Origin of the sequence: Nitrososphaera sp. (assembly GCF_050748925.1) — an archaeon.
In the GTDB taxonomy this organism is placed as follows: Archaea; Thermoproteota; Nitrososphaeria; order Nitrososphaerales; family Nitrososphaeraceae; genus Nitrososphaera.
Map to the genome: position 1 here is coordinate 1 of NZ_JBOGQF010000059.1, position 10,951 is coordinate 10,951.

13 protein-coding genes are annotated in these 10,951 nt (G+C 54.3%); 4 read left to right on the plus strand and 9 right to left on the minus strand.

Features of this window, described 5'->3' with window-relative positions; all coding sequences use genetic code 11:
- The 5 genes from ACREAY_RS06405 to ACREAY_RS06425 all read right to left on the minus strand — a co-directional run.
- The coding region (locus tag ACREAY_RS06405; protein WP_431754934.1) for an STT3 domain-containing protein at positions 1-1,390 on the minus strand (1,390 nt) is incomplete at its 3' end.
- A 32-nt stretch (positions 1,391-1,422) separates the two neighbouring features.
- Entirely contained in the window at positions 1,423-2,067 is a 645-nt protein-coding gene (locus tag ACREAY_RS06410) for an MBL fold metallo-hydrolase (protein ID WP_431754935.1), read from the minus strand.
- Between the two features lie 40 nt (positions 2,068-2,107).
- Entirely contained in the window at positions 2,108-2,500 is a 393-nt protein-coding gene (locus ACREAY_RS06415; RefSeq protein WP_431754936.1) for a PIN domain-containing protein, read from the minus strand.
- Positions 2,501-3,763: a translation initiation factor IF-2 subunit gamma gene (locus ACREAY_RS06420; RefSeq protein ID WP_431754937.1), complete on the minus strand. Its 1,263-nt coding sequence runs from the start codon at positions 3,761-3,763 to the stop codon at positions 2,501-2,503.
- A 47-nt stretch (positions 3,764-3,810) separates the two neighbouring features.
- On the minus strand, positions 3,811-4,227 hold the full coding sequence (locus ACREAY_RS06425; protein ID WP_431754938.1) for a S6e family ribosomal protein: 417 nt from the start codon (positions 4,225-4,227) through the stop codon (positions 3,811-3,813).
- A 369-nt stretch (positions 4,228-4,596) separates the two neighbouring features.
- Here ACREAY_RS06425 and ACREAY_RS06430 point away from each other — a divergent pair, with 369 nt between their 5' ends.
- The gene (locus ACREAY_RS06430) at positions 4,597-4,989 is read left to right on the plus strand and encodes an Lrp/AsnC family transcriptional regulator (protein WP_431754939.1); all 393 of its coding nucleotides are present in this window, start codon (positions 4,597-4,599) and stop codon (positions 4,987-4,989) included.
- A 77-nt stretch (positions 4,990-5,066) separates the two neighbouring features.
- On the opposite strand, the gene ACREAY_RS06435 is transcribed toward ACREAY_RS06430, so the two are convergent.
- Entirely contained in the window at positions 5,067-5,312 is a 246-nt protein-coding gene (locus tag ACREAY_RS06435; RefSeq protein WP_431754940.1) for a hypothetical protein, read from the minus strand.
- 113 nt (positions 5,313-5,425) lie between these two features.
- On the opposite strand from ACREAY_RS06435, the gene ACREAY_RS06440 reads away from it, so the two are divergent.
- On the plus strand, positions 5,426-5,866 hold the full coding sequence (locus ACREAY_RS06440) for a CBS domain-containing protein (RefSeq protein ID WP_431754941.1): 441 nt from the start codon (positions 5,426-5,428) through the stop codon (positions 5,864-5,866).
- Between the two features lie 205 nt (positions 5,867-6,071).
- Here the strand turns inward: ACREAY_RS06440 and ACREAY_RS06445 are convergent, their stop codons facing one another.
- Positions 6,072-7,124: a V0D/AC39 family V-type ATPase subunit gene (locus ACREAY_RS06445; RefSeq protein ID WP_431754942.1), complete on the minus strand. Its 1,053-nt coding sequence runs from the start codon at positions 7,122-7,124 to the stop codon at positions 6,072-6,074.
- 243 nt (positions 7,125-7,367) lie between these two features.
- Here ACREAY_RS06445 and ACREAY_RS06450 point away from each other — a divergent pair, with 243 nt between their 5' ends.
- Positions 7,368-7,802 (plus strand): pyridoxamine 5'-phosphate oxidase family protein, encoded by a 435-nt coding sequence (locus tag ACREAY_RS06450; RefSeq protein WP_431754943.1) that lies wholly within the window; start codon positions 7,368-7,370, stop codon positions 7,800-7,802.
- A 48-nt stretch (positions 7,803-7,850) separates the two neighbouring features.
- Here ACREAY_RS06450 and ACREAY_RS06455 read toward each other — a convergent pair whose 3' ends face one another.
- On the minus strand, positions 7,851-9,254 hold the full coding sequence (locus tag ACREAY_RS06455; RefSeq protein WP_431754944.1) for a hypothetical protein: 1,404 nt from the start codon (positions 9,252-9,254) through the stop codon (positions 7,851-7,853).
- Positions 9,255-9,532: 278 nt separating this feature from the next.
- On the opposite strand from ACREAY_RS06455, the gene ACREAY_RS06460 reads away from it, so the two are divergent.
- Positions 9,533-10,378, plus strand: a complete 846-nt coding sequence (locus ACREAY_RS06460) for an AAA family ATPase (RefSeq protein ID WP_431754945.1) — start codon at positions 9,533-9,535, stop codon at positions 10,376-10,378.
- Between the two features lie 76 nt (positions 10,379-10,454).
- Here the strand turns inward: ACREAY_RS06460 and ACREAY_RS06465 are convergent.
- Positions 10,455-10,951 (minus strand): hypothetical protein (locus ACREAY_RS06465; protein ID WP_431754946.1); only part of this gene is annotated, 497 nt, incomplete at its 5' end.

A 10,951-nucleotide genomic window follows, 5' to 3' on the forward strand; every position in this document is an offset into this window, starting at 1 on the left:
TGAGCAGCATGGCGATGAGGACGCCGACATAGATCATCTTGGCGCCCGAGCCCGTCGGCAGCACGGCTTTTTGTACCTTCTTGCCCTTTTGCGACGACGAAGCCTCCCTGCCCTCCATAAAGCTCCTAGTCACCTCTGCAAGGCCGATGCTTGCAAGCACGATGATGCCCACCGACGCAAAGACGAGCAGCCTGGCAAACGTGGCGCTGACGTAGATGCCGGTGATGCCGATTATCAGCGCAAACACCAGCCCGTCGTTGCGCTTTTTGAACGCCATCCATGCTCCAAAGCCGGCAAACATCAGCAGGATGGAATAATCAAGGAAATAGTCCACGATGGTGGGCGTCAGGTGCTCTGCCACAGACTCGACGAGCGCGTTCTCGGATTTCAAAAATGGGTTGACGGCGTTGAGGTACCTGAAGCTGGGCGAGATGTATGCGCCGGCCGCAATCAGGCCTATGCCTGCCGCCACAAAGGCGATGAGCAGAAACGCCGTGTTGCGCGCCCTGGCATTCGGAGCAAAGCGCTTCAGCAAAGTCGCCGCGACTAGAAAGGCAGTGGCGCCTGCCATTGCGATTCCGGGCAGCCCCGCGACAAACGAGATGCCCGGCCTCGGGAAGGCGATGGCCGCGATCAGCGTAAAGGCCGTGAACGCGATGGCGACGTACATCGGGACGGTGGTGTCGCGCCTGAAAAACGGCAGGGCGAGGAAGAACAGCGCTATCGGGATGCCGAAATACTGTATGCCTCCCCACGACGCGTTGGCGAGGCCGAGCAACAGGCCGCCCAGCACCGCCTTTGGTATGGCGTATTTTATCTCCCTGTGCTTTATGGCCGAGATAAAGAGGTATATCGCAATGAGCGCCAGGAACAGGCCGAGGGGCTCTGACTTAAACCAGCCCAGGTTGCCTCTCAGTATGATGGGGGTGCTGAAGGCAAACATGAGCGACGCAAAGAGGCCTGCGGTGGTGCCGGCAAGGACGCGCACGAGGGCAAACACCACGATGACTGTGAGCGACCCGATGACCACCGGGAACATTATCGTAAAGTCCATGAGGGGCGTCCCTGCGCCAAATATCTGGTACATTATGGCGGCAGTGACGTGCAGGCCCGACTGCGAAGTGGCTGCAATGTCGCGGCCTTCTGGGTACCACGACATCGTGTCGTGCCACTGCCAGTAGGCGTCAAGGCCGTTGTCCAGAATGAATTTCACCGCCCTGTAGTCAAAATATGGGTCAAACTCGTTGAGGTAAAAGCCGTACTTTACCGGGTACGCCCTCATTATCATGGCTACGGAAAACGCCATGGCGAGGACGGCAATCAGGATGAGGTGCCTTGTCTTGAATTCAAAAGATCCTGCCTTAAACAGCGTAGCGCCGGCCTGTAACATCGCAGTTCTGGAGTTGTTGCCGCTTTTTTAAGTTACTCTTTGGCCAGTATCTCCACGGGGCACGCCTTTACAAGCTCTTTAAAGCGGGCCGCGTCCTTTTCGCTCCCGACGATGGCCGCATAGTGCATCGGGATTGCGAGCATCCTGGGCCTTATCTTTTCGTCCACTGCCTTTGCCGCCTCGTCTGCCGTCATTACATATGTCCCCGATACAGGCACGAGCGCGACGTCCGGCTTTATTTCAGACATCTCTGGTATCTCGTCAGTGTCGCCGGCGTGATAGACGCGCAGGCCGTTGAGGGTGACGACAAAGCCTACCTTGCCGTCTTGCTTGGGGTGGAATGTCTTGTTGGTATTGTATGCCGCAACTATCTCGATCTTGATCCCTTTGACCGTTGCCCTGTCACCCGGCGCAACTTCTGTCACCAAAAGCCCAAGCGGCTTTAGCTGCTCGGCGCATTCCCTGGCCGCCACTATCGCAGTATCCTTGGACACGACTTTTTTCAGGTCCTCTATGCTGAGGTGGTCGAAATGGTTGTGCGAAATGAGCACAATGTCGGCGTCGTTTTTCCCCTGCGTCAACTGGTACGGGTCGATATAGACGATGGTCTTGCCTGCAACCAGCTTGAAGCCGTCGTGGCCTGTCCTGTGGAACTCTACGCCCTTGAAGTCGAGCATAAAGAGTGGCAGCAGAAATTTATTTTAAAGTTTATCGCTTTCAGGCATCCAGGTTCGGGTTTGCAACCGTGAGCCTGTCACGGCTCAGCGTGATTACCAGCACCTCGTTTGCTATCAGGCGCCTGCGCAGGTTGGTGTCAATTGTCGCCACCGCGCACTTTTCCTTGGTTGAATATTCGACTATCGAGTCGTCGACGTGCACGGCTCTTGGGACCTTTACCGTCTTGAATTTCGCGCCTGCAAGCGCGAGCGCCGTTTTTGCAAGCGTCGCCCTCTTGGGGCCGGCCTTGCCCTCGAGCCTCTTTAATTCGTCGATGACAACGTCCGGGACGATAAATTCAAGATGGCCAAGCTCGTGCTCCACCCTTTCGATGTTCTTTATCGGCTTGGCGACAAGCACCATCAAAAAGCTGGTGTCGCACAGGACTTTCATTTATACCGCTATTCCAGACCCAATAAGGCGCCAGCGCTCGGCAATCCTGCGGCTGATTGCGACCCTGCTCTTTGGCAAAAGGCACACCGGCTTTTTGAGCTTGATTTCCATCCTGCCGTCGCGCACACTCGTCACGGTGCCGACCGACGCGGCCGTGCCGATGTTGAGGCGCAAGGGCTCCTTTACCTTGATGGGCTCTACCTTGACCATCTCTGCAGTCCCGACAGCGGTGTCAAAGAGGTGCGTCTCGATGGTAATGTCCTCGACGTCCTTTGGCAGCGTGCCGGGCTTGCCGATGATGGAGCCTATGAGTGAATCGCTCTTTGTGAACGTCGGGTCCAGTTTCGTGCCAATGGCAACGAGGCCGCCGGGCTTGACGTTCTCTACCAGCCCCGCGCCCGTGCCAAGCGTCGCTACCGTCGATATTATCGGCTCGTACCTTCCCTTCTTTTCGTCAACGAGGCCCGGCCTTATCTCGACCTCGTCGCCGACTGAAAACTCGCCCTGCACGAGCGCGCCTCCCAGTATGCCTCCCTTTACCTGCTTTATCGGCGTGCCGGGCTTGTTGATGTCAAACGAGCGCAGGACGTGCATGATGGCCGGGACGTTTCTGACCCTTGCCGGGGTCTTGATGTTGTTTTCCATGGCCTCTATCAGCGCGTCGACGTTGAGCCTGTGCTGCGCCGAAACCGGGACTATGGGCGCTTTGTCGGCGATGCTCCCCTTGACGAAATCCTTGATCTGGTTGTAATTGTCCATCGCCTCCTCGACCGTCGCAAGGTCTGCCTTGTTCTGCACCAGCACCAGCTGCTGGATGCCAAGCACGGATAGCGCAAGGAGGTGCTCGCGGGTCTGCGGCTGCGGGACCTTTTCGTTTGCGGCCATCACCAGAATCGCGCCGTCCATCAGCGCCGACCCGGACAGCATGTTTGCCATCAGGCTTTCGTGCCCCGGCGAGTCGACAAAGCTGACCACGCGCAAGAGCTCGGCCTTGCCGCCGCAGCCTTCGCACGTCGGCTGCGTGCCATAGCACTGCGGGGGCTCGCACCCTGAACACTTGTAAAACGCCGCGTCGGCATAGCCGACCTTGATTGTAATTCCGCGCCTCAGCTCCTCGCTGTGAGCGCTCGTCCACACCCCTGTAATGGCCTCGACCAGCGTTGTCTTGCCGTGGTCTACGTGGCCGGAGGTGCCAATGTTGACGCTAGGCTGGTATCCATATTCCTTGATGTACCAGTCCGGCAAAGTCTCTTTCCAGTGCAACTAGTAACCGTGAAATTCTTCGGAATATTAAGGTAGAGGGTAAAAAATTACTTTTTCTTCTTTTCTTCTTTTGCCGGAGCTGCCTCTGCTGCCGGGGCCTCTTCCTTTGGCTTTTCCGGGAGCTTGCCTTCGACCAGCCTCAGGTTCAGCTGGTAAATCTCTTCAGTCACCATGTTGCCCCTGACGAGCTTGCGGATCCTGCCGCCTTCGAGGTTCCTGGCGCCGACGCCTTCTGACATCAGCACGTACTTTTTCACGCCGCCGTGCACGTCAGAGCGCATGGGTGTGCCGGACTTGTCAGAGCCGCCAGTGATCTTTACCTTGCCGCCTGCGATGCCGATAACGGAAGAATCGATAACCGAGCCAATCCTCGAGCCGACCAGCGGCTGGGCGGCCTTGTCCTTGAGCTCCTGCGACATGCTCCTGCCTGTCGCGTCTGAGACGACGAGTTTAAACTGTGCCAATGCAAGGGTGAAAACGCATTTTGGATTTAATTAACCTTTGTTTCCGGCTGGCTGGGCAGACTGAACGCGCATAGTTTGAGCGTGGTTGCGCATGACTCGCAGCGGAATGCCTGTTTGCTTTGCCGCTCAACGGCTGCGATAAAAGAGCTGTTTTGCGTTTCACCCTAAATCTAGACTTGACGGCCCGGCAAGCTCACCACCTACTTAAGTGGGATATGACATCCAATTAGTGAGGTAAAAGACAATTGTATATCATCAAAATGGTGGGCGGCCTGACGACGTACGAGACGCCGAGCCGGCAATGATAAAGACGGCGCCATTGACAACCGCATTGTCCGTCTTGACGACATTGACGCGCTTGACAATAAGATGCTTGAACTGATGCTTGCAGGTTTTTCAAGCGCAGAGATGGCCGGCAAACTGGCAAAGCCCCTGAGCACTGTACAGAGAAGATCAAGAAATCTCATTCAAAGCGGCCTGATAGAACACAGGTACGAGCTAAATTACAAAAAACTGGGCTACAGGGTGGCCTATTTGCATGTCTATGTGAATGGTGCCGACGTTAACGTAATTTCTCACAAGGTGCGCCAGGTTGACGGCGCCAAATCAGTCTCGGTTCACATCGGCAATTCCGATATTGTAGCAAAATATGCCTGCAAGACCAACCAGGAGCTCATGGAAATCATCGGCCGCGTAAGGAAGATTGACGGCGTGCAAAGAGTAGTGTGGTCAGAAGAGGTGTACGCGCTGCCGCCAAAGTGACCCCGGATATGGACTGCAGAAAAGCAGCAAAATCTAACCTGCCATCGTCGTGACGGTTGCAGGCCAAAACCGCCCCTTCATCCGCTGTGCCTCATCGACTGGCACTTGCGGCAAATCTCGTCGCGCAGAGGTTCCCCGTCTGCCAATGAATACTCGTGGCTCTTGTAATAGCGGAGGCATTTTGTGCTGGCATTTCCGACAGAATCCGGGTTGGACGTTTCGCCCTGGCCGATGATCTTTGCGATATGGTATTCCGGGCGCTTGCCGCCGCGCGCCAGGATGTACACATTCTCCTTTTCATACGGCGGCTTTTTCTCTTTCAACGCTTTTGTTCGCCCAATCGTGTTCTATAAAAGCTCCGAGATGCCGCCAATGCCCAGCAGATGCAAGTCGCCGAATCAGCTATTCATAAATATCGCGCCGCTCTACACAGACCATGGAAGCGGGTCCTTCTGGCTTCCCCCTCAGCATCCCTGAACTACTGTCCTCTCCAATTGGCATTGTTCTTGACTACGACGCTATTTTCCTTGAAAGCGACGAGTACGCCCGCCGGGCCGTTGAACTCATGAAAGAAAGGAACCAGAATTGCGTGCTTGTGTCTCACAAAGGTGAGGTTGTTGGAATAGTGAGTGAAACTGACATACTCGACAAGATGACCCGCGCAAAGGAAATGGAAAAAATACGCCTCCGGGAAATCATGACAAGCCCCGTGATTGCTGTCGCCCCCGGCACAACCGTTCAGGAAGCAATTACCGTCATGAAGAACCGCAAGATAAAGCAGGTGATGGTCCACGCCTACTCTGCTCCAATCGGGATCGTTTCAATGAAGGACATTCATGAAATGATGGGAAAAATAGCTAAAACAACTATTATTTGATCGTTATCTTGTCATTCATGCATAAAGAATACCCTCTGCGAAAAAAATAAGTAAAACATGCACCTATGGAAAGCCATGGGACCAAAAGCGGGGGACGGCAAGTGACCATCGACATTCCTATCATTGCGACCGCCTTTGTCCTCGGGCTGATCATCCTAGTCGTGATTGTCATTATGGCCATGGTGGGCAGCTTTCGCATCTTTGATTAGGCGCTGAACACCAGGTTTGCCATTATCTTGTCAGCATGAATCCTCTGTTCTACGCCAGTCACCACTGCCGCAAGGTTCCTTATCTCCAGCATCAAGAGCTTTAGCGAAGCCAGCATGTTGCCAAGGGAAAAGACCGTCCTGTACGCTCCCATGGTCAGGCGCAACGCGACCTGTTCAAATCCTTTCTCTAGCTGCAGGATCGCCTCGATGTCGGTGGCAGAGCTGTCCGGGACGATTTCCTTATAGGCTGTGTTGGTCAGCTCGCCGACGGCGTCACGGATCTTTTCTGCGCTCATCATGTTTTCCAGAACGCTCTCTGGGATCTTTGTCGTGGTCGCGACTATCAAGTCCTTCATGTCATCCGGGCCCAGTCCCCAGAACTTGCCTCTCAATACGGCTAGCGCATTGTAGGCGTCGACATCGACGCCGACAATCTTTTGGACGTCATGCAGCCTGGACTCGAAATAGAGCGACCTGTCCAGTGTCCTGAAGAAGGCGTGGTCAAGATATGTGTCAAACACCCGTATGTCCTTCTTTGCCTTGTAGGCTTCGTACGCCTTGGAGGCATCCTCGCCAAACGCGCTCGCCGCCAGCGAATTGACCGCCTCGTCAAAGTCCTTGGCTACCAGTGCCCTGACAACGATGTCGCGCCTTCCCGTCAACTCTTCCGCCCTGAGATTGATTTTTGGCAGCAGGTCGTCATAACTCTTGCCTAGCGCCTTGCCCTTGAGGATTATCTTTAGATTCCATGTGATGTACTTCAAGAAATAGGCGTCAAGCACCTCTGCCCCTTCTGCTATGCGCATCATTTTTGCATGGACGTTGATGAGGTGTTCTCTCAGCGAATTATCCACTTTTTCAGCCGTCAGAGGCTCGCCAAGCCTGGCAAGCGTATCGACGTACCTTGTGTTTTTCATCCTCGTGACCAGCTCCTGGAGGTCCCTGGATTCCGCAAGAGTCTGGAACTCGGTCCTTGAAAGCATCTTGCCTCTCATGCTGTGAGCAATTACAGTACCAAAGACCTTGTTTGGCATGCTGGTGCCGCTCATAGGCTATGACTGCCTCTGCTCCTTGTACGCCCTCCGCTCTTATTAACAGGATGTCGCGCGGCTCCGATAGTTCTGCCCTGCTGTTTCCAAAAATATGTGGGAAAAAAAGTCTGCCGTTGCATGCCCGGCCTGCCGGCGGCCTGTGGAAGCAAAATTCATCCTCAGGATTTATGCTGCCAATGCCAGTCGGAAAGTAACCTGTGATAAACGCGCGCCTCTTTTTAGTTCCGCCGTGCATTGTACATGATGGCTCAGAGAAGCAAGGCCCGGGCAAAGCAGGCCGCGAGGTTTTCCAAAGCCGAAAAAAGGTTTCTAGAGCGAAATGAACTGTGCAAAGTAGCCACGTCCCACAACGACATCCCGCACATCACGCCGGTCAACTTTATTTTTAATGAAGGCGCATTTTATTTTGCGACAGATTACGATTCGAGAAAGTACAGGAATCTTGAAAAGAACAAGAAGGTCGGCCTGGTGGTCGACATCTACAAGTCCCCTATGGACAAGGCAGTCGTGATTCAGGGAACGGCGGAAATAATTGAAAAAGGCAACGAGTTCCAAAAACTGTATGGCGCTTTTTACAAAAAGTTTGAATGGGTCAGGGAAGATCCATGGGAGGAAGAGGAAGCGCCATTTATCAAAGTCAAGCCGCTGTACAAGGCAAGCTGGGGATTAAAGTAATGCTGGTCAGGCCCGGGACCTGACGGTCATTCAAAAAGGGCAAAACTATCAGGCCGTCATCCCGTGCCCTACCTCCTTGTCCCGCCTGACTTCTGGCAACACCACCTTGTCCAGGTATTGCTTCACGTCGCTTTCCTCAAGCGACGGGCGGACACCTGTCTCTGAAAGCAGCTTGGCCGTATGCTGCTTTGATGCTTTCAGCACCATCTGCTCAAGCTCTTCGTACATTTCGGCCGTGCCTGCGCTTTCCAGCAGGTCTGCTGACGCACCGTGCGCAGACCGCCTGATCTCCTTGCGCAGCGCAGAGTCGTGCGACACAGAAACGGCGCAATAGTAGAGCCCTATGGCAAACATGTAGGACGAGAGAAGGACCAGGGAATGGCCCGCGATTCCAAACGTCTGCTGCATGTTGGTGATGCCAAACGCGATCGTTAGTATCATGACGCCTACGGCCGCAACAGTAAGGTAGTCCTTTACTGGAGAACCTTTCCTTGCCATTGCCAGGAATGCGAGGCCGAAAAGCACCCCTATTGCAATGTTGCCGCCCCTGAAGAGCGGACGGGTCCACGGCTCCGGCGTGATGCCGAGCAGGTTGGGCGACTGTCCCAGGACAAAAATCGCTATTGGGAGTACAATCAGTATCAAAAATATCACTCCGTTTACACGTTTCCGCTGCCTGTTGTAGAGGTTCAGCGTGTATGACGTCGCGCCCCACCGCAAGAGGAGCGATGCAAGGCCCGGATAGTTGTTGAGAATCATAAAGGCGGGCATGGAAGCGAGGGGAACGATGTATGACACAGTGTAATCCGGCTCGATGTCCTTCTTGACCAGCTGCCCTCCCTCAAAGTTCCTGTACAGGAACTCTTCGCGGGAAATCTCGCCGGGCGCGGATTCCTGCACGCTGTATGTTATCAGGAACTTTGCGGCAAGGTCCGACGCAAGCATCACCGCAATCGACGCGGCCGTAAAGAAATACAACAGGATTATGAGCTTCCTGCTGTACTTTCTGTACCATCTCAGGATCTTGAATGCAAACGCCCCCATTATCAATATGGCAAAACCTGACGTTATACCATTGACATAGGGCATCATGTATTCGCTGCTCCTGTCAAATATCACAAACAGCATGACTGCAAGCAGCGAAAATTGCGTCACGACCACGGCAAGGTGAAGAGCGGAGACAAACGCCCCCCTGCGCGTCCCGGAGCTGGTGGTCGCCTGCTTGACGTAGCCCAGCAGGAACCACGAGCCGATGCCCCACGCGATTGCAACTGTCAATATGAAGTAGAGCGTCTCTAGCGTGTTGTCGTAGGTCAGGATGTTCTGCCGGACCGAGAATATCAAAAGCGACAGCAGCGCCACGATTGCTGCCGATAATATGACAGACGCCCTTCTGCTGGTGACGGGAAAAATGGCATCGTCGATGCGGGACACCAGCAAAGGTATTTTCACGGCAAACAACTCCGGAGGGTTGCTTTCGCAGGGCGCCCTTTCTGGCCTTTTTTCATAGGCCGGCCCGCCGCATGGCCACTCTGCCAATAAGCCATTTCTGAAAGAAGGCTCACCTTTGATATAACTACAGCGTGCGCGTCCTTCTAGTGGATTCCGTTCCGTTCCGCTTCCGGAACATGCCATGCACGCGATCCTGCACTTGAGGGCGCATGCTTGTTGCTAATTCCTCAAGCTATTGCAGAGTAAATCCTAAATACAAAAGTAATGAAATAGCTGTGATGGCCCGGTGCATCGCTTTTCATTCCTACAAGGGCGGGACCGGCAAGACGACTCTGGCGTCAAACCTTGCGGCATTGCTGGCAAAAAAGGGGCACAGGGTTTTTCTTCTCGACCTTGACGTTTATGCCCCGAGCATCCAGGCATACTTTGACACGACCCCTGAATTCTGGGTCAATGACTACCTGAATAACGAGGCCGAAGTGGACGACGTCATGAACGATTTTACGCACCTTATTTCCGAGTCCGATCCATCCAAGGCCCCTGGAAAATTATGGGTCGGCTTCTCCAATCCCAAAAAGGAAGAGATATACAAACTGGAAGGGATCACGCAGAAAAACCTAAAGTCGCAGCTTTTCAGGAGGTTCGTGCAGCTGCGCGAAAAACTGATCTCCGACTATGACGTGGACTATATCATCATCGACACGAGCCCCGGCATCCGGTTCTGGTCGATAAGCGCCCTGGCAATCTCTGACACCTATTTTCTTGCCCTAAAGATGGGCGACATGGACATCAGCGGCACGAAAAGCATGGCGACTGAACTATACGACTCGCTGACAAGATACGGCGCAAAGCCTTTCCTCCTCCTGAACAAGACTGCCGGTTACTGCATGCCGGATTCCGGCCTTATCGCGCCCAGTTCTCGCGTCGTCCTGGCCTCGAGGCAAGAGCTGGATGTCGCCAGCGCGCTTTCGAGGCAGCTTGGAATTGAAGTGATCTCTTCAATCCCCTGCTACTGCGACATACAATTCAGCAAAAAAGAGTTTCTTACCGTCCTGAAATATCCTGATCACCCTTTTGCAAGGCAGATTGACGAGCTGGCAGAATCGAGCCGGATTAAACTCTGAGCGCCCCGGGCTCTCAAAAAACCCGCTGCCTGTCACGCGGCAGGAGGGCGACGCTCTTTCTCGTAAATCGCGGGTCCTACGCAACGGCCTCGTCAAACACTTCGACTACTTTGGCAATGCATGTTGCCCCTGCCGGCGGGTTGTCAGGGTCGTCGACCTGGAGTTCGAGCCTGACCGTCTGCACCTTTTGTATCTGCCCTGCCCCTGTTTCGGTTATGACGACGCGGTCCCCGTCAAGGTGGGCCTTGCTCTTGAAGCCGTCCACTTCTTCTATGCAGCCCTGCGAGTCGAGCACTATCAGGTGCCCGTGCCATGAAAGGTTGGCAGTGACTTCGTTGTCTGCGTGCTGCGCCTCGTGAGAGTCTGACGCGTAGGTCCCGTTGTCAGTCTGTATGACGTAGGCAAAGATCGTCTTTTCCCCCGACGGCAGGGTCCTGCCTGCCTTGCCATACACCTCTACAAATGCCTCGCCGTTTTCGTCAATGCCATAGTTCTTGATGTCAAAGTCCTGAAATGCGCTGTCGCCCTTCTGGTCCTTTGACCCCGGCTCTTCGCAGTTAAAGAGTACGTTGG

Coding starts and splice junctions, on each gene's coding strand:
- ACREAY_RS06410 (WP_431754935.1), bottom strand. CDS start 2,067: ATGCTCGACTTCAAGGGCGTAGAGTTCCACAGGACAGGCCACGACGGC.
- ACREAY_RS06415 (WP_431754936.1), bottom strand. CDS start 2,500: ATGAAAGTCCTGTGCGACACCAGCTTTTTGATGGTGCTTGTCGCCAAG.
- ACREAY_RS06430 (WP_431754939.1), top strand. CDS start 4,597: ATGCTTGAACTGATGCTTGCAGGTTTTTCAAGCGCAGAGATGGCCGGC.
- ACREAY_RS06440 (WP_431754941.1), top strand. CDS start 5,426: ATGGAAGCGGGTCCTTCTGGCTTCCCCCTCAGCATCCCTGAACTACTG.
- ACREAY_RS06445 (WP_431754942.1), bottom strand. CDS start 7,124: ATGAGCGGCACCAGCATGCCAAACAAGGTCTTTGGTACTGTAATTGCT.
- ACREAY_RS06450 (WP_431754943.1), top strand. CDS start 7,368: ATGATGGCTCAGAGAAGCAAGGCCCGGGCAAAGCAGGCCGCGAGGTTT.
- ACREAY_RS06460 (WP_431754945.1), top strand. CDS start 9,533: ATGGCCCGGTGCATCGCTTTTCATTCCTACAAGGGCGGGACCGGCAAG.